We start from the raw sequence: 17,159 nt of genomic DNA on the forward strand, positions 1-17,159 counted from the left end.
ACACAGATCAAGCAAAGCGAGGGTTGTAGCCCGACGAGCGGGTAATCACCTTGTCAGCGTGTGGATTTGTTCCTTACCATTGCGGCCAATTTTTAGTGCCACAGACATACCTAAGTAGATGCCTGTTAGAGCAGGCCAAGCAAGCTGATGGGAGAGGACTGAATGAGCAATGACGGCGTCAACGCAGGCCGGCGCCGCTTCCTCGTAGCCGCGACATCCGTGGTCGGGGCAGCGGGGGCAGTGGGGGCTGCGGTACCGTTCGTGGGGTCATGGTTTCCCAGTGCCAAGGCGAAAGCCGCAGGGGCACCGGTGAAGGTCAATATCGCCAAGGTCGAGCCCGGCCAGCAGATGGTGGCCGAGTGGCGCGGTCAACCTGTATTCATCGTGCGGCGAACGGAAGAGATCCTCGGCAATCTGAAAAAGATCACCGGTGAGCTGTCCGACCCCGAATCCAAGGCTTCGGTGCAGCCGACCTACGTCGATCCGCAAGTTCGCTCGATCAAGCCCGAGATCCTCATCCTGGTCGGCCTGTGCACGCACCTGGGCTGCTCGCCGACGTTCCGTCCTGAAGTCGCTCCCGCCGACCTCGGCCCGAAATGGGTCGGTGGCTATTTCTGCCCGTGCCACGGTTCGCACTACGACCTGGCTGGCCGGGTCTACAAGTCCCAGCCGGCGCCTCTCAACCTGCCAGTGCCACCGCACTCGTACGAGTCGGACGAAATCATCGTCATCGGCGTCGATCAGGAGAACGCATGATGAGCAAGTTCATGGAGTGGATCGATGCGCGCTTCCCGGCAACGAAGATGTGGGAAGACCATCTGAGCAAGTATTACGCGCCCAAGAACTTCAACTTCCTGTACTTCTTCGGCTCCCTGGCACTGCTGGTGCTGGTCAACCAAATCGTCACCGGCGTGTGGCTGACCATGAGTTTCACCCCCTCGGCGGAAGAGGCCTTCGCCTCGGTCGAGTACATCATGCGCGATGTCGAGTACGGCTGGATCCTGCGCTACCTGCACTCCACCGGCGCCTCGGCGTTCTTCATCGTGGTCTACCTGCACATGTTCCGCGGCTTGCTCTACGGTTCCTACCAGAAACCACGCGAGCTGGTCTGGCTGTTCGGCATGCTGATCTACCTGGCGCTGATGGCCGAGGCGTTCATGGGCTACCTGCTGCCGTGGGGCCAGATGTCCTACTGGGGCGCCCAGGTGATCATCTCGCTGTTCGGCGCGATCCCGGTCATCGGTGACGACCTGACCCAGTGGATCCGTGGTGACTACCTGATCTCCGGCATCACCCTGAACCGCTTCTTCGCCCTGCATGTGGTGGCCCTGCCGATCGTGATACTCGGCCTGGTGGTGCTGCATATCCTGGCGCTGCACGAAGTGGGTTCGAACAACCCCGATGGCGTGGACATCAAGAAGAAAAAGGACGAGAACGGCATCCCGCTGGATGGCATCCCGTTCCACCCGTACTACACCGTCAAGGATATCGCCGGCGTGGTGGTGTTCCTCTTCGTGTTCTGTGCGGTGGTGTTCTTCTTCCCGGAAATGGGTGGCTACTTCCTGGAAAAACCGAACTTCGAGCAGGCCAACGCCTTCAAGACCCCTGAGCACATCGCGCCTGTGTGGTACTTCACGCCGTTCTACGCGATCCTGCGTGCGGTACCCGACAAGCTGTTCGGGGTCATCGCCATGGGTGCGGCGATCGCCGTGCTGTTCGTGTTGCCCTGGCTCGACCGCAGCCCCGTGCGCTCCATGCGCTACAAGGGTTGGCTGAGCAAGATCTGGTTGCTGGTGTTCTGCGTGTCCTTCGTCATCCTTGGCGTGCTGGGCGTACTGGCGCCAACCCCGGGGCGTACCTTGCTGTCGCAGGTGTGCACGGTGTTGTACTTCGCCTACTTCCTGCTGATGCCGTTCTACACAAGGCTCGAGAAGACCAAACCGGTTCCGGAAAGGGTGACTGGCTGATGAAAAAGTTGATTGCAGTATGCTTGCTGGCACTGATGCCTAGCCTGTCGTTCGCCGCCGAACATGGCCTGGAGCTGGACAAGGTCGATGTCGACCTGACCGACAAGGCCGCGATGCAGGATGGCGCGCGCACCTTCGCCAACTATTGCATGGGTTGCCACAGCGCCAAGTTCCAGCGTTACGAGCGCGTCGCCGACGACCTGGGAATTCCCCACGAGCTGATGCTCGAGAACCTGGTGTTCACCGGCGCCAAGATCGGCGACCACATGAAGATCGGCATGCAGCCGAACGATGCCAAGACCTGGTTCGGCGCTGCGCCGCCCGACCTGACCCTGGTCGCCCGGGTGCGTGGCAACGACTGGCTGTACACCTACCTGCGCAGCTTCTACGAGGACAAGTCGCGGCCATACGGGGTGAACAACAAGGTCTTCCCCAACGTCGGCATGCCCAACGTGCTGGTGGGCCTGCAGGGCAACCAGGTGATCGGTTGCAAGCAGGTGCAGACCGAGGTCGACGGCAAGAAGCAGTTCGACCCGCTGACCGGCAGCCCGCTGACCCATGAGGCGTGCGACCAGCTGACCGTGGAGGAGAAATCCGGTACCCTGACGGCCGAGCAGTTCGACGAGAAGGTCAAGAACCTGGTGACCTTCCTGGCCTATTCGGCCAACCCGGTCAAACTGGAAAGCCAGCGCATCGGTACCTACGTGTTGCTGTACCTGGCTTTCTTCTTCGTGTTCGCCTACTTGCTCAAGCGCGAATACTGGAAGGACGTGCACTGATCACGCAGTAGTTTCTGGTAGTTGAACGCGCCCGGGGGGCTCCAGCGATAGTGCTGGGGCGCCCCGGGCGCGTTTTCATTTAAGTTTTACAAGCATCCCGTGCGAGGAGGCGCTACATGGGCGCAACCAACAGGTTAGCCTGCTATTCCGACCCCGCTGATCATTACTCTCATCGGGTCCGCCTGGTGCTCGCGGAAAAAGGCGTCACGGTGCAGATCATCGATGTCGACGCCAATCGCCTGCCGCCCAAGCTGGTTGAAGTGAACCCTTACGGCAGCTTGCCGACCCTGGTCGATCGCGACCTGGCGCTGTACGAGTCGACCGTGGTGATGGAGTACCTCGAGGAGCGTTACCCGCACCCGCCGCTGATGCCGGTCTATCCGGTGGCTCGTGGCAACAGCCGCCTGCTGATGCACCGCATCCAGCGCGACTGGTGCGCCCTGGCCGACACCGTGCTCGATGCGCGCAGCAGCGAGGCGGCACGTGCCCAGGCGCGCAAGGAGCTGCGCGAGAGCCTGACCGGCGTGGCCCCGCTGTTCGGCGAGATGGCCTGCTTCATGAGCGAGGAGCAAAGCCTGGTCGATTGCTGTCTACTGCCCATTCTCTGGCGTTTGCCGGTGATGGGGATCGAATTGCCGCGGCAGGCCAAGCCGCTGCTGGACTACATGGAGCGACAGTTCGCCCGCGAGCCTTTCCAGGCGAGCCTGTCCGCTGCCGAACGTGAAATGCGCAAGGTTTAAGAGGAACCGTTGATGAACTCCAGTCGCCCCTATCTGGTTCGTGCGCTGTACGAGTGGATCGTCGACAACGATTGCACGCCGCATATGCTGGTCAATGCCGAGTATCCGGCAGTCCAGGTGCCCCAAGGTTTCGCCAGCGATGGCCAGATCGTCCTGAACATCTCCCCCAGTGCCGTGCGCAGCCTGCACATGGACAACGAGGCGGTGAGCTTCGAAGGCCGCTTCGGCGGCGTGGCACACTCGCTCTATGTGCCGGTTGGCGCCATCCTCGGGATCTACGCCCGGGAGAACGGCCAGGGCATGGTCTTCGAGCTGGAGCCGCCGCTCGAGGACGAGGATGACCTTGAAGACGACGCCGTGGAGCCGGATGACCAAGGTCCGCCCGAGCCGCCGCGCCCGAGTGGCCGTCCAAGCCTGAAGGTGGTCAAGTAGCCACGCCGCAAGAAGATCCCGGCCTCTGCGCGAGCCTCATGGGCTGTCAACGGATGAGTGAAAGGAATCAGCGTAGTGGCGGGGATCGGCAGGAAATGTTGGCGGGGGTTACTGCTGTGCGGCGTAGCCATCGCCGTGGGGGTGTTGGTCTGGTTCGCCTGGTTGCAGTTCAGGGCGCACCAGATGCAGTGGGCCATCGAGCGTGTCGGCGGCTATGCAGTGCTGCACGACACTCGGTCGCAACCTGACCCCGACGAAGTGCGGTTTCTCAGGGCATTGTCGTTGAACCCTACGCCAGCCTTGCGCGAGTGGGTGATGACACCTGAGATCTGCCGCGGCGTGGACGCTCGATGCGCCCTGGTCAACCTGGCCATGCTCAACTTCATGATGCTCGGCATGCCGGACGAGTTTTCAAGTCTGAAAACCCTCGATCTGTATATCAATCATTGGAAGGATCAGGGTGGTAAGGGATGTCCGGCGGTCGAGGAGATTTCCGCCATGGTCCGGGATTCCAGCCGGGCCTTGACCCTGCAGGGCGATGCGCAGGCCAGCTCGGCCCAGGATGCCTTCACGCGCTTTCAGGCACCGGGTGGCATGCTGGGAGCATTGGACTCGAACGCGTGCAAAGCCTACTTTGCGAACAAACCCTTCATGGCGCGAGCCTATCTGGCTCACCTGGGATACCTGCTGGCGCTGGCACAAGGCAGGAACTCCATGCAGGCGGCCTACCTGCTCAGCTTGCCCACGGTATTTTCGATTCTCAAGTACGAAGGACCTTGAGCGCGTACCTGTGTTTTGTGACAGCTGTTGGCTATTTATCATCGCCGATTGACATATCGTAACCAATTTCAGAAGCTCACGACTTGCAGCCGAAGGCTGCCTCCTGGCCTGAGGCCGAAGTAACCTGGCCAGTGGCGCGCGACCGCCTCTGGCGCGATGGGGCCTTGCGGCCAGGCAATGCAGCGACACACCGGTCGACCCAGGACGGGCGACCCAACAACAAAAACAAGAGAAGTCATCGACATGGATGTGAGATGTGATCAGCTCAAGGCGCTGACGGGCACCCTGTGCCTGGCGTTCGCCACCGGACTGCCGCTGTCTGCTGCGGCGGCCTACCAGGAAACCGGCCGCCCGGGCGACCCCGCCAGCTGGCGCTCGGCCGAGTACCAGCAGGACTGGGGCCTGGAGCGCATGCAGGCGAGCCAAGCCTATGCCGCCGGCATCACCGGCGCCGGGGTCAGCATCGGCGCCCTGGACTCGGGGTTCGATGCCGCCCATCCCGAAGCCAGTCCCGGACGTTTTCACTCGGTTACCGCCACCGGCCAGTATCTGGACGGCACTCCGTTCAGCGTGTCCGGGGTGCTCAACGGCGCCAACGACAGCCATGGCACCCATGTCACTGGCACCATGGGCGCGGCCCGTGATGGCGCTGGCATGCATGGCGTGGCCTTCAATGCCCAGGTCTACGTGGGCAACACCAACCACGACGACAAGTTTTTGTTCGGTCCCGGCCCTGACCCCAAGTATTTCAAGGCGGTCTACGATGCCCTGGTGGACGCCGGTGTGCGGGCCATCAACAACAGCTGGGGCAGCCAGCCCAAGGATGTCAGCTACCAGACCCTGGACGGCTTGCGCGCGGCCTACGCCCAGCATTTTCAGCAGGACACCTGGCTCGACGCCGCCGGCGACGTGGCGCGCCGCGGCGTGATCAACGTATTCAGCGCTGGCAACAGCGGCTATGCCAACGCCAGCGTGCGCTCGGCGCTGCCGTACTTCCAGCCGGAGCTGGAAGGTCACTGGCTGGCGGTGTCGGGCCTGGACAAGAACAACCAGCAGAAATACAACCAGTGCGGCATCGCCAAGTACTGGTGCCTGGCGACCCCGGGCGCGGCGATCAGCAGTACCGTGCCCGGTGGCGGCTACGCCACCTACAACGGCACCTCGATGGCTGCGCCCCACGCCACTGGGGCCTTGGCCCTGGTCATGCAGCGCTATCCCTACCTGAACAACCAGCAGGCCCTGCAAGTGCTGCTGACCACCTCGCGCCAGCTCGACGGCTCGCCTACCCAGGGGCCCAGCGAGCGGGTGGGCTGGGGCGTCCCGGACCTGGGCCGGGCGTTGCACGGCCCCGGGCAGTTGCTGGGTGAATTCGACGTCAACCTGGGGCGCGGGCAGGGCGATACCTGGAGCAACGGCATCTCCGACCAGGCCTTGGTGCAGCGTCAAAGCGAGGACGCCGCGGAACGCCAGGCCTGGCAGCAGACCCTCAAGGATCGCGGCTGGGAGCATGGCCTGGCAGTGGGCGCCAGCCAGCAGGATCGCAGCGACTATGCCTTGGGCATGGCCCGCGACGCGGCTGCCGCGCAGCGGGTCTACCAGGGCAGCCTGGTCAAGTCCGGGGCTGGCTGGCTCGAGCTCACGGGGGACAGCAGCTACCGCGGCCCGACCCGCGTCGATGGCGGCCTGCTGGCGGTCAACGGCAGCCTGCAATCGGCGGTGACGGTCAACGCGGGCGGTACCCTGGGCGGCAACGGGCGAATCGGCGCCCTGACCGCCAGCGCCGGGGGCGTGGTGGCCCCGGGTAATTCCATCGGCACCTTGAATGTCGCTGGCAACCTGGACTTGCAGCCGGGCTCGACCTACCGGGTGGAACTGTCGCCCACGGCCAGCGACCGGCTCGTCGTTGCTGGTCAGGCCAGTGTCGGCGGCGCCAATCTCAGCCTGGAGCCCCAGGCGCGGCCCAACCTGTTGGCCGGCGGCCCGGTATCCAGCCTGGTGGGGCGCCAGTTCGACATCCTGCAGGCCGCGGGTGGCGTCAACGGGCGCTTCGCCCAGGTCGAGCCCGACTACCTGTTCCTGGGGACCTTCCTCGATTATTCGGCCAGCGGCGTGCAACTGGGCGTGACGCGCAGCGCCACGACGTTCGCCAGTGTTGGTGCCACGCCCAACCAGCGCGCCAGCGGCGGCGCCATGGAGCGGCTGGGGCCGGGCAATCCCGTGTATGAAAGCCTGCTGCTCTCGACCTCGGCGGACCAGGCCCGGGACGGCCTGCGTCAGCTGGCCGGGGAGATCTACCCGGCGCTGGACTCGATGCTGCTCAGCCAGGGCTCAGTCTTGCGCGACACCTTGGGCGAGCGCATGCAAGGTCCTGCCCTGAATGCCAGCGTTTCTGGAACGAGTGCCAGCGAGCCAGGTTCGACCCAGCTCTGGCTCAAGGGCCTGGGCAGTTGGGGGCGCATCGAGGGCGTGGAGGGCAGTGAGTCCTATACCAGCTCCCTGGGCGGTGTGCTGCTGGGCGTGGACCATGACCTTGACGATCAGACCCGGGCCGGCCTGGCCGCAGGCTACAGCGATAGCTCCCTGGGCATGGGCGGTAGCCACTCCCGGGCCACGGTCGACAGCTACCACCTGGGCGCCTATGTCCGCCATGACCTGGACCAGTTGCGCCTGAGCCTGGGCGCCAGCCACAGCTGGCACCGTGCCGAGGTTCGGCGCGACCTGGCCTATGGCGAGGTGTCCGGCCGCCAGCGCGCACGGATCGAGGCCCGCAGCCAGCAGCTGTTCGCCGAGGCGGCCTATCGCCTGGCGTTGCCGGCGGTGCAGCTGGAGCCCTTCGCCAACCTGACCTACCAGCACCTGGAACGCGACGGTTTCCACGAGAAAGGCGACGCCGCGGCGCTGCATGCCGGTGACGAGCAGCGCGACGCCTGGCTCAGCACCTTGGGCCTGCGTGGGCGCCAGCAATGGCAACTGGGCCCGCAGCAAGACCTGCAACTGGCGGCAAGCCTGGGCTGGCAGCATCGTCTGAGCGGCACCCAGGATCGCGAGCACCTGGCCTTCGCCGGCAGCGACCTGCCGTTCCGGGTGCAGACTGCGCCGGCCTTGCGCGATGCCGCGCTGGTGGGACTGCAGGCACGGGTAGGGCTGACCCGCGACCTGGACCTGAGCCTGGACTACCAGGGGCGCCTGGCCAGTCGTGAACAACAGCATGGCGCGGGGCTCAACCTGCAATGGCGGTTCTGAAACGCCCTGGCGCGGGTTGGGCCAGGCGTTGCAACACGGAGTGTGACCAACGCGGTACTAAACCAAAACAAAACTAAGGAAGGTTGTAGTGAAGCAAGTCAGAAAGGATGACAGCGCACTCGCGCAGGGCTGGGCCCTGGCCCCACTGGGGCGGGCATTGATGGGTTGGGTGGCGTTGATGGGCACGGCCCAGGCCGCGCCCTACGTGGAGAGTGGCCGGCTGGGCGACGCCAGCAGCTGGCGCAGCAGCGAGTTCAAGGCCGACTGGGGGCTGGGGGCGATCCACGCCGACAGCGCCTATGCCGCCGGCTACAGCGGCAAGGGGGTGAAGCTGGGGATCTTCGACCAGCCGGTATATGCCCCGCACCCCGAGTTCGCCGGCAAGGACAAGATCGTGACCCTGGTCACCAGCGGCATTCGCCAGTACACCGACCCCTACATTCCGGTGAAGGCCGGCGATGCGTTCCGCTATGACGGCAGCCCGTCGGTGGGCTCGGACGGCAAGCTCGGCTCCCACGGCACCCACGTCGGCGGGATCGCCGCCGGCAACCGTGACGGCGAGTCGATGCATGGCGTGGCCTACGCTGCGCAGATCATCAGCGCCGACAACGGCGACCCCGGTCCCGAGGACGGCATCGTCCTGGGCAACGATGGCGCGGTGTACAAGGCCGGCTGGGACAGCCTGGTGGCCAGCGGCGCGCGGATCATCAACAACAGCTGGGGCATCGGCATCACCGACCGCTTCGCCAAGGGCGGGCGCAATCCGGACTTCCCGCATTTCACCGTGGACGATGCCCGGGCACAGTTCGCGCAGATCCAGCCGCTGCTGGGTACCTTGCCCGGCGGCGCCTATGACGGGGCCATCGCCGCCGCCCGCAGCGGAGTCCTGACGATCTTCGCCGCCGGCAACGACTACAACCTGAACAACCCGGATGCGATTGCCGGGCTGGGCTATTTTGTCCCGGAGATCGCGCCGAACTGGATGACCGTGGCGGCGTTGCAGCAGAACCCCGACACCAGCAGCGCCAACCCGTACCTGGCCAGTACGTTCTCTTCCCGTTGCGGCTATACCGCGAGCTTCTGCGTCTCGGCTCCCGGTACCCGGATCTACAGCGCGGTGATCGGCGGCACCAGCCTGGCAGACCTGACCCAGGGCTACGCCAACAAGAACGGCACGTCCATGGCCGCGCCCCATGCCGCCGGCGCGGCGGCGGTGCTGATGGAGCGCTTCCCCTACATGAGCGGTGCACAGATCGCCAGCGTGCTGCGCACCACCGCCACCGACATGGGCGCGCCCGGCATCGACGCCTTGTACGGTTGGGGCATGATCGACCTGGAAAAGGGGATCCGCGGCCCGGGCATGTTGGTCACCGAGCAGGACATCCCCGAGGAGTTCCGCATCGCCGGCGGCTACGGCCCGAGCCAGTTCGTGGTTGATCTGCCAGGTGTTGGCGCCGTGGTCGATGCCGGCAGGCCGACCCAGCGGCTTTGCAACGACCTCAGCTGCGTGCTGGACCTGTGGAGCAACGATATCTCCGGCCATGGCGGCCTGACCAAGCAGGGCATCGGTACCCTGGTGCTCAGCGGCAACAACACCTATGCAGGTCCAACCCTGGTCAACCAGGGGCGGCTGGCGGTCGATGGCTCGCTGCAATCGACGGTGACGGTCAATGACGGCGGCGTGCTGGGCGGCAATGGCCGGATCGGTGCGCTGGTGGTCAACCGTGGCGGCGTGGTGGCGCCAGGCAACTCCATCGGCACCCTGCGCGTGGGCTCCGACGTGACCTTCCAGCCGGGCTCGACCTATGCCGTGGAAGTGGATGCCACTGGCGCCGACCGTCTGGTCAGCGATGGCACGGTTTCGGTAAACGGTGCGAACCTGGCCCTGGACCTGCAGAACCCCGGGGTTTCGCTGCAGTCCCAGCAGGCAACCAGTCTGGTGGGGCGTCAGTTCGACATCCTGCAGGCCGCAGGCGGCGTGCAGGGCGGTTTTGCCGCTGTGCAGTCCAACCTGCTGTTCCTCGGTGGTGGCCTGGCCTACACCGGTACCGGGGTGCAGCTGGCGGTGCAACGTAGCGCCAGCTTCGCCAGTGTCGGCTTGACCGCCAACCAGCGTTCGGTGGCCGCGGCCGCCGATCGGCTCGGCGCGGGCAATCCGGTCTACGAGAGCCTGCTGTTGTCGGCTGATGCCGGTAGCGCTCGGCAGGCGTTCGATCAGCTGTCCGGTGAGATCCACCCGGCGGTGGGCAACCTGCTGCTCAACGACAGCCGCCAGTTGCGCGACGCCGTGGGCGAGCGTACCCGTCAGCAGGGCGTCGCCGCCGCTCCGGCCTTGGACGGTCAGGGCAACGGCCTGTGGGTCAAGGCCCTGGGGGCCTGGGGCAAGGCCGACGGTGACTCCGAGCATGCGCGCTACAGCAGTTCGATCGGCGGCATGCTGCTGGGTGTCGATGGGCAGATGAGCGAGGACACCCGCCTAGGCGTCTTCACCGGCTACAGCGACAGCTCGCTGAGCATGGGCGATGGTCGTCATTCCTCGGCCAGCGTCGACAGCTACCACCTGGGTGCCTATGCCGGCAAGGAACTGGAGCAGGTGCGCCTGAGCCTGGGCGGCAGCCACAGCTGGCACCGCATCGAGACCAAGCGCGAGCTGCAGTACAACGAGGTCAGCGATCGCCAGAAGAGCAAGCGTGATGCGCAGAGCACCCAGGTGTTCGGCGAGGCCGCCTGGAAGGTCGCGGTGCCGGGCATGGCCCTGGAGCCGTTCGCCAACCTGGCCTATGTGCATATCGCCAGTGACAGCTTCAAGGAACATGGCGGCGCCGCCGCGCTCAAGGGTGGGCGGGATAACCGTGATGCCTGGCTCTCGACCCTGGGCATGCGCGCCGGCAAGCAGCTGCAGTTGTCCAGCGGCCAGGCGGTGGAGCTTTCCGCCACCCTGGGCTGGCAGCACAACCTGAGTTCCACCGGGTCCGACCAGCACCTGGCCTTTGCCGGCCAGGGCGATACCTACAAGGTCCAGGCGCTCTCCCTGGACCGTGATGCGGCGGTGGTCGGCGCACGGGCGGGGATCAGCCTGGGGCGTCAGGCCCGGGTCAACCTCGACTACAACGGACTGCTGGGTAGCCGCGACAAGAGCCACGGGGTCGGCCTGACCCTGGACTGGGCGTTCTGAGGCCCTGAAAAGCAAAACGCCCGATGCTGTGCATCGGGCGTTTTGCTTGAACAGCCATTCGCAATTACAGGTCCTTGATGCTCTGCACCTGGTCCTTGTTGATGCGGGTCGGCTTGCCGTCCAGTTGCTTGAACTCGTAGAAGCCGGAGTTGCGGTCGAAGTGCGGAGTGTCGGTAGTCTGCAGTTCGCGACCATCGTTGAGGGTGATCACGCTCGGGGTGGAGCAGCCGGCCAGGGTGGCGAAGGCGCCGATCAGCAGGGCGGGCAGCAGCAGCTTTTTCATGGGGTACTTCCTGGATCAGAGGGAAAAGGCGAGCGTCATGACGCCCGCCGAAGGGTTGTCAGTCGATGTATTCGAACAGTTTGACGATCTTCTGCACGCCCGACACGCCCTGAACCACGTTGGTGGCGGCGTTGGCCTCCTGCTGTCGGACCAGGCCGAGCAGGTAGACAATACCGTTCTCGGTGATCACCTTGATGCGCGAGCTGGGGACGCTTTCGTCGGTCAGCATCTGGGTCTTGATCTTGGTGGTCAACCAGGCGTCGTTGTTGCGCGCCAGGATCGACGACGGTTGTATCACCTGCAGCTCGTTATGCACCTTCTTGACCCGCTGCACCTGGCCGGCGGTCTGCTCGGCAAGGGACTTGAGGTCGGCGCGCGGGGTCTGGCCGGCGAGCAGCACCACGCCGTTATAGCTGCTGACGACGATGTGCGAGCCCTTGTCCAGCTCCGGGTTGGCCTTGGCGATGTTGACCGAGACCTTGGTCTCGATCAGCGAATCGTCGATCTTGCTGCCGATGGTGCGGGTGCCGCGGTCGTCCTCAATCGGCGAGTTGCGGGTCGAGGTCAGCACGGAACTGCACCCGGAGACACCCAGGCACAGGGTTAGGGCCATCAGGCCGAGACGCTTGGAGATCATTCTTCACTCCCGAACAGTTGGCTGTCGATCAGGTCGCACAGACAGTGGATCGCCAGCAGGTGGACTTCCTGGATGCGTGCGGTCACGGTCGAGGGTACGCGGATTTCCACGTCCTCGGGCAGCAGCAGCGAGGCCATGCCGCCGCCATCGCGCCCGGTCAGGGCAACGACGATCATTTCGCGGTCATGGGCGGCCTGGATCGCCTGGATCACGTTGGCCGAGTTGCCGCTGGTGGAGATCGCCAGCAGAACGTCGCCGGGCTGGCCCAGGGCGCGGATCTGCTTGGAGAAGACTTCGTTGTAGCTGTAGTCGTTGGCGATCGAGGTGAGCGTGGAGCTGTCGGTGGTCAGGGCGATGGCCGGCAGGCTCGGGCGCTCGCGCTCGAAGCGGTTGAGCAGCTCCGACGAGAAATGCTGGGCGTCGCCGGCCGAGCCGCCGTTGCCGCAGGCGAGCATCTTGCCGTCGTTGAGCAGGGTGTTGACCATGACCAGGCTGGCCTGCTCGATGTAGGGTGCCAGGATGTCCATTGCCTGTTGCTTGGTGTCGATGCTGTTCTGGAACAGTCGGCGGATTCGGGATTGCATGTCCATCTGGGTGACCTTAAGAGGGGCGGTGGCCTTTGCTACGCGCAACAGTGACCAGCCCGCGAAACATAGAGCTAGAAAATCGAATTGGGTTCAGCATTCGAAGGCATTTTTCAGCCATTGAAGCGGTTGCCCCGCATGCCCCTGGCCCTGCAGGGCGACCACGTCGAAACGGCAGGGGTGGGTGGCTAAGCGGGGTGCTTGCTGCAGGAAGAGGTTGGCGGCCAGCGCCAGTCGCTGCTGCTTGCGCCCATCGATACTGGCGAGCGCTCCGCCGAACTCCGCATGCAACCGGTAGCGGACTTCGACGAATACTACTGTATCGGCATCGAGCATGACCAGATCGAGCTCGCCCCGCTTGCATCGCCAGTTGCGCGCCAGCAGCCGCAGGCCTTGCCCCTGAAGGTACTCAAGGGCGTGGTCTTCGGCGGCCTGGCCGGCATGGCTGGGCGATGCGCCGGGCATCAGCGCGGCGTGTCCGGCAGGCGCTTGACCTGGCCGCCGGCGAACTCGGCCCATGGCAACTGGCGTTCGACGCGCTGGCTGGCGTTCATGCTCAGGCTGCCCGACAGGCCTTCGACGCGGTTGTCCGGCAGTGCCTTGAGCTGGCCCAGGCGTGGCGCCAGGCTGTAGGCGTCGACGCCCATGGCGTACAGGCGGCCGAGGCTGCCGGCGGCCTGCGGCCACTGCTGTACGACCTGCTGGCGCAGGCTGTTGCTGCTGTCCAGCAGCCACGGCGTTTCGCAGAAGCGGATGCCGTTCATGTCGTTGTACTGGTTCACGTCGCCGCTGGCGCTGTACAGGTTTGAGGTGGCGTAGACCGGCACGTCGCCAGCGTACTGGAAGTTCAGCGTCGGCTTGATCTGCTGGGCCTGTTGCGGCGTCGAGGCGAGGAAGATGAAGTCGATGTCCTGGCGACGCGAAGGCTGGGCGGCGATGTTGCCGCCGACGGTGCTCTGCAGGCTCTTGGCGCGCCCTTCGCTCTGGCGCAGCTGGAACAGGTCGGCGATCTGCTGGGCGAGGGCGACCGGCTGGGCGATGCGCTGGGCGCTGATCAGGGTGCCGCCATTGCCTTCCCAGTCCTGGCGGAAGGCGGCGAGCACGCGGTCGCCCCATTCACCGCTCGGCACCAGGGCCACGGCGCGGACCATGCCGTCGGCGCGGGCGCGGCGGGCGACTTCGCGGGCTTCGTCCTCGGCGGCCAGGCCGAACTGGAACAGTTGCGGCGGGGCTTTCTGGCCGGCGTCGGCGTAGTTCAGGGCCAGGGTGGTGATGGGCAGTTGCGGGTAGGCGGCGAGTTTCTTGACCAGCGGTTTTTCCAGCGGGCCGACCACCAGTTGCACGCCGGCGGCCTGGGCCTGGCGGTAGAAGTCATCGAGGGAGGTGATGCGCGAGCTGTCGAATACTTGCACGGCCGGGGCCGGCTGGCCACCTTGCTGGGCCTGGAAGTGGGCGGCCATGAAGCCGTCGCGCAGGGCGCGGGCGACACCGGCCAGCGGGCCCTCTTGAGGCAGCAGCAGGGCGATCTTGGTCAGCGGCTGGCTGGCCAGCTCCTTGAGCTTGACCAGGGCGGTCGGCAGTTGCTTGGCCGCCGGGTGCTCGGGGTGTTGCTGGCGCCAGCTGTCGATGGCGGCTTGTTGCTGTTCCAGGGTGCCGGCGCGCTTCACGGCGAGGGCAAGGCTGGTCCAGCCGGCCAGGGTCTCGTTAGCGGCGGGCTGCTGCAGCTGTTCGGCGGGCAGCGAGGCGACCAGCGCCCAGGTCGCGTCGTTGTTGGCGGCGGCGGCCTGCTCGCTGAGCAGCGGCGCCAGCAGCACGCGCTGCTGGGCGGCGGCCAGGGCCTGGCCATCGGCTTCGAGGGCGGCGGCGTGGACGCTGTAGGTGCGTGCCTGCTGCTCGGCCGGCAGTTCGCCGACGCGCTGCAGGCTCGGGTGGCCGAGGGCGGTCAGGGCGGCCTTGGGCTGGTTGCGGCTCATGGCCAGTTCCGCGGCCAGGGTCGAGGCGAACACCTGCTGGGCGGGCTTGAGCGGTTCCAGCGGGACCTGCTCGAGGATCCGGGCCGCGCGCGGGAAGTCCTTCTGCTTGTATGCCAGGTCCGCGGCGCTCAGGCGCAGCAGGGCCGCGTCCTCGGCGGACTTGCTGGAGGCCGCCTTCTCGAGCAGTTGCTCGATGCTGGCGTCCGGGGTGCGCGGCAGTTCGCCCAGGCTGGATGAGGGCGAGCTGGCGCAGGCTGCCAGCAGGGCAGCGAGGCAGAGGGCTGTGAGCAGCCGCAGACAAGCGATCATGTAAAGGTCCTGTTACTCGATCAAGTTGGCCGGCAATTGTACCCAAGCGGGGGGCGGGGCGCGATCTCGTCGACACTGATCCTTCACTATAGGTGGCCGCCGGCTGCGCCGGGGGTGAAGTTCTTTGCGCCCTGTTACCGGCGCTCGGGCTACAATGCGACCTTTGATCCGGAAAGCAGGTGTGCGCAGTGACTGATGTTGCAGGGGTTTCGAAATCCACGTTGGGCAAGCTGTACGTCGTCGCCACGCCCATCGGCAACCTCGACGACATGAGCGCCCGGGCGCTCAAGGTGCTGGCCGACGTGAGCCTGATCGCCGCCGAGGACACCCGCCACTCGGTGCGCCTGCTGCAGCATTTCGGCATCGACACCCCGCTGGCGGCTTGCCACGAGCACAACGAGCGCGACGAAGGCGGGCGCTTCATCACCCGCCTGCTGGCCGGCGACGATGTGGCGCTGGTGTCTGATGCCGGCACGCCGCTGATTTCCGACCCGGGCTATCACCTGGTGCGCCAGGCGCGCGCCGCCGGGGTGCAGGTGGTGCCGGTGCCTGGCGCCTGCGCGCTGATCGCCGCGCTGTCGGCGGCGGGGCTGCCGTCGGACCGCTTCATCTTCGAGGGGTTCCTGCCGGCCAAGGCCGCCGGGCGCAAGGCGCGCCTGGAGCAGGTCAGGGAAGAGCCGCGCACGCTGATCTTCTATGAGGCGCCGCATCGCATCCTCGAATGCCTGCAAGACATGGAGGCGGTGTTCGGCGGCGAGCGTCCGGCGCTATTGGCCCGCGAGATCACCAAGACCTTCGAGACCCTGAAGGGGCTGCCCCTGGCCGAGCTGCGCGCGTTCGTGCAGGGCGACAGCAACCAGCAGCGTGGCGAGTGCGTGGTGCTGGTGGCTGGCTGGAGCGCACCGGAGGGCGAGCAGGCGATCAGCGCCGAGGCCCAGCGCGTGCTGGACTTGCTGCTGGCCGAGCTGCCGTTGAAGAAGGCCGCGGCATTGGCGGCCGAGATTACCGGGGTACGCAAGAACCTGCTCTACCAGTTGGCGCTGGAGAAACAGAAAACCCATTAATGGCGTAATGGCATTATTTGTCACATCGCTTGTTCTTGGGCGCGCCTACCGGTAACCTTGTCGGCGGAGAGTCGATCGGACAGTCGCTGCCGTCTTTTGTTCCGCAAGAGGCGGGGGAGGAAAGTCCGGGCTCCATAGGGCAGAGTGCCAGGTAACGCCTGGGAGGCGCGAGCCTACGGAAAGTGCCACAGAAAATAACCGCCTAAGCACTTCGGTGCCGGTAAGGGTGAAAAGGTGCGGTAAGAGCGCACCGCACGGCTGGCAACAGTCCGTGGCTAGGTAAACCCCACTCGGAGCAAGACCAAATAGGGTTCCATACGGCGTGGCCCGCGTCGGAACCGGGTAGGTTGCTAGAGGCGTCCAGTGATGGCCGTCGTAGAGGAATGACTGTCCTCGACAAAACCCGGCTTACAGATCGACTCTCCACCTCTTCCCTCCCTGCTTGAATCGATAGCAGAAGCGTCCTGGTAATACCGAAAAATTCTTACTCTTAATAAATCACTTTAACTTCGCACTCTATCCGCTTGAGTGTGTTTGATTTTTCCCGTCAGTTTTCTTCTCCGGTAATCCTTCCACCTTCCTTTGTTGAGCTAAATCGCCGTCCTGTAAGGGATTTCCTTATGAACGTGCCTTGACGGTGTGGCGGGCGGATTCCTATAGTGTGCGCAAGTGGCAGAAAGTGGGATGAAGTGGGTTTTCTGACACAAAAAAGCTAACATTGTGGGGAATCGCAGCCGTGTTCCGCGGAGCCAACGCCGTCAGCCTCGATGCCAAGGGCCGTCTCGCCATGCCGAGCCGGTACCGTGACGAGCTCGATTCGCGTTGCAATGGTCAACTGATCGTGACCATCGACGCCGTTGACCCCTGCTTGTGTGTTTATCCCCTCGATGAGTGGGAACAGATAGAAGCCAAGTTGCGCGCCTTGCCGTCGTTGCGTGAGGAAAACCGTCGCCTGCAGCGTTTGCTGATCGGCAATGCGGTTGACCTGGAGCTCGACGGCAGCGGGCGTTTCCTGGTGCCGCCGCGCCTGCGTGAGTACGCCAAGCTGGACAAGAAGGCGATGCTGGTGGGGCAGCTGAACAAATTCCAGCTGTGGGATGAGGATGCCTGGAACGCGGTTTCGGCAGCCGACCTTGCAGCTATTCAACAACCGGGCGCCATGCCCGATGATTTGCGTGACCTGATCCTGTGAC

General features: G+C 65.1%; 15 protein-coding genes and 1 other RNA gene. 11 read left to right on the top strand and 5 right to left on the bottom strand.

Going from position 1 to position 17,159, the window contains the following annotated elements; genetic code table 11:
* The first annotated feature begins 162 nt into the window (after positions 1-162).
* From petA to HU735_RS09345, 8 genes are all read left to right on the top strand, one after another.
* A complete protein-coding gene (gene petA, locus HU735_RS09310) occupies positions 163-756 on the top strand; it encodes a ubiquinol-cytochrome c reductase iron-sulfur subunit (protein ID WP_023628711.1) in 594 nt (197 codons plus the stop codon).
* The gene (locus tag HU735_RS09315) at positions 756-1,967 is read left to right on the top strand and encodes a cytochrome bc complex cytochrome b subunit (RefSeq protein ID WP_046857021.1); all 1,212 of its coding nucleotides are present in this window, start codon (positions 756-758) and stop codon (positions 1,965-1,967) included. Before petA ends, HU735_RS09315 begins: the two co-directional genes overlap by 1 nt.
* Positions 1,967-2,746, top strand: coding sequence for a cytochrome c1 (locus HU735_RS09320; protein WP_186713246.1), 780 nt, complete (start codon positions 1,967-1,969; stop codon positions 2,744-2,746). Before HU735_RS09315 ends, HU735_RS09320 begins: the two co-directional genes overlap by 1 nt.
* A 116-nt stretch (positions 2,747-2,862) precedes the next feature.
* The gene (locus HU735_RS09325) at positions 2,863-3,486 is read left to right on the top strand and encodes a glutathione S-transferase N-terminal domain-containing protein (RefSeq protein WP_186713247.1); all 624 of its coding nucleotides are present in this window, start codon (positions 2,863-2,865) and stop codon (positions 3,484-3,486) included.
* 12 nt (positions 3,487-3,498) lie between these two features.
* Positions 3,499-3,918: a ClpXP protease specificity-enhancing factor gene (locus tag HU735_RS09330; protein ID WP_050703835.1), complete on the top strand. Its 420-nt coding sequence runs from the start codon at positions 3,499-3,501 to the stop codon at positions 3,916-3,918.
* A gap of 183 nt (positions 3,919-4,101) precedes the next feature.
* The gene (locus HU735_RS09335) at positions 4,102-4,698 is read left to right on the top strand and encodes a hypothetical protein (protein WP_238349772.1); all 597 of its coding nucleotides are present in this window, start codon (positions 4,102-4,104) and stop codon (positions 4,696-4,698) included.
* Between the two features lie 243 nt (positions 4,699-4,941).
* Complete coding sequence (locus HU735_RS09340; protein ID WP_186713249.1) at positions 4,942-7,941, top strand: autotransporter serine protease; 3,000 nt, start codon at positions 4,942-4,944, stop codon at positions 7,939-7,941.
* Positions 7,942-8,101: 160 nt separating this feature from the next.
* Positions 8,102-11,116: an autotransporter serine protease gene (locus tag HU735_RS09345; RefSeq protein WP_186713268.1), complete on the top strand. Its 3,015-nt coding sequence runs from the start codon at positions 8,102-8,104 to the stop codon at positions 11,114-11,116.
* Between the two features lie 64 nt (positions 11,117-11,180).
* Here HU735_RS09345 and HU735_RS09350 read toward each other — a convergent pair whose 3' ends face one another.
* The 5 genes from HU735_RS09350 to HU735_RS09370 all read right to left on the bottom strand — a co-directional run bounded on the left by HU735_RS09350 (position 11,181) and on the right by HU735_RS09370 (position 14,902).
* Positions 11,181-11,399 (bottom strand): YgdI/YgdR family lipoprotein, encoded by a 219-nt coding sequence (locus HU735_RS09350; protein WP_028689754.1) that lies wholly within the window; start codon positions 11,397-11,399, stop codon positions 11,181-11,183.
* A 58-nt stretch (positions 11,400-11,457) separates the two neighbouring features.
* Positions 11,458-12,036, bottom strand: coding sequence for a BON domain-containing protein (locus HU735_RS09355; RefSeq protein ID WP_050703839.1), 579 nt, complete (start codon positions 12,034-12,036; stop codon positions 11,458-11,460).
* The gene (locus tag HU735_RS09360; RefSeq protein WP_050703840.1) at positions 12,033-12,626 is read right to left on the bottom strand and encodes a phosphoheptose isomerase; all 594 of its coding nucleotides are present in this window, start codon (positions 12,624-12,626) and stop codon (positions 12,033-12,035) included. Before HU735_RS09360 ends, HU735_RS09355 begins: the two co-directional genes overlap by 4 nt.
* A gap of 87 nt (positions 12,627-12,713) precedes the next feature.
* The gene (locus HU735_RS09365; protein WP_050703841.1) at positions 12,714-13,085 is read right to left on the bottom strand and encodes a YraN family protein; all 372 of its coding nucleotides are present in this window, start codon (positions 13,083-13,085) and stop codon (positions 12,714-12,716) included.
* Positions 13,085-14,902: a penicillin-binding protein activator gene (locus HU735_RS09370; RefSeq protein ID WP_186713250.1), complete on the bottom strand. Its 1,818-nt coding sequence runs from the start codon at positions 14,900-14,902 to the stop codon at positions 13,085-13,087. The genes HU735_RS09365 and HU735_RS09370 overlap by 1 nt, the downstream gene beginning before the upstream one ends.
* Positions 14,903-15,090: 188 nt before the next feature.
* Between HU735_RS09370 and rsmI the strand changes: the two genes are divergently transcribed.
* From rsmI to mraZ, 3 genes are all read left to right on the top strand, one after another.
* Positions 15,091-15,966, top strand: coding sequence for a 16S rRNA (cytidine(1402)-2'-O)-methyltransferase (rsmI, locus tag HU735_RS09375; protein WP_186713251.1), 876 nt, complete (start codon positions 15,091-15,093; stop codon positions 15,964-15,966).
* Between the two features lie 67 nt (positions 15,967-16,033).
* An RNA gene (gene rnpB, locus HU735_RS09380) (RNase P RNA component class A) lies at positions 16,034-16,393 on the top strand.
* A gap of 309 nt (positions 16,394-16,702) precedes the next feature.
* Positions 16,703-17,158 carry a division/cell wall cluster transcriptional repressor MraZ gene (gene mraZ / locus HU735_RS09385; protein WP_011535546.1) on the top strand — a complete coding sequence of 152 codons (456 nt, stop codon included), beginning with the start codon at positions 16,703-16,705 and terminating at the stop codon, positions 17,156-17,158.
* The last annotated feature ends 1 nt before the right edge of the window (position 17,159 follow it).

The sequence above is a fragment of the Pseudomonas sp. BW16M2 genome (assembly GCF_014268865.1).
In the GTDB taxonomy this organism is placed as follows: Bacteria; Pseudomonadota; Gammaproteobacteria; order Pseudomonadales; family Pseudomonadaceae; genus Aquipseudomonas; species Aquipseudomonas peradeniyensis.

Coding starts and splice junctions, on each gene's coding strand:
- petA (WP_023628711.1), top strand. CDS start 163: ATGAGCAATGACGGCGTCAACGCAGGCCGGCGCCGCTTCCTCGTAGCC.
- HU735_RS09315 (WP_046857021.1), top strand. CDS start 756: ATGAGCAAGTTCATGGAGTGGATCGATGCGCGCTTCCCGGCAACGAAG.
- HU735_RS09320 (WP_186713246.1), top strand. CDS start 1,967: ATGAAAAAGTTGATTGCAGTATGCTTGCTGGCACTGATGCCTAGCCTG.
- HU735_RS09325 (WP_186713247.1), top strand. CDS start 2,863: ATGGGCGCAACCAACAGGTTAGCCTGCTATTCCGACCCCGCTGATCAT.
- HU735_RS09330 (WP_050703835.1), top strand. CDS start 3,499: ATGAACTCCAGTCGCCCCTATCTGGTTCGTGCGCTGTACGAGTGGATC.
- HU735_RS09335 (WP_238349772.1), top strand. CDS start 4,102: ATGCAGTGGGCCATCGAGCGTGTCGGCGGCTATGCAGTGCTGCACGAC.
- HU735_RS09340 (WP_186713249.1), top strand. CDS start 4,942: ATGGATGTGAGATGTGATCAGCTCAAGGCGCTGACGGGCACCCTGTGC.
- HU735_RS09345 (WP_186713268.1), top strand. CDS start 8,102: ATGGGTTGGGTGGCGTTGATGGGCACGGCCCAGGCCGCGCCCTACGTG.
- HU735_RS09350 (WP_028689754.1), bottom strand. CDS start 11,399: ATGAAAAAGCTGCTGCTGCCCGCCCTGCTGATCGGCGCCTTCGCCACC.
- HU735_RS09355 (WP_050703839.1), bottom strand. CDS start 12,036: ATGATCTCCAAGCGTCTCGGCCTGATGGCCCTAACCCTGTGCCTGGGT.
- HU735_RS09360 (WP_050703840.1), bottom strand. CDS start 12,626: ATGGACATGCAATCCCGAATCCGCCGACTGTTCCAGAACAGCATCGAC.
- HU735_RS09365 (WP_050703841.1), bottom strand. CDS start 13,085: ATGCCCGGCGCATCGCCCAGCCATGCCGGCCAGGCCGCCGAAGACCAC.
- HU735_RS09370 (WP_186713250.1), bottom strand. CDS start 14,902: ATGATCGCTTGTCTGCGGCTGCTCACAGCCCTCTGCCTCGCTGCCCTG.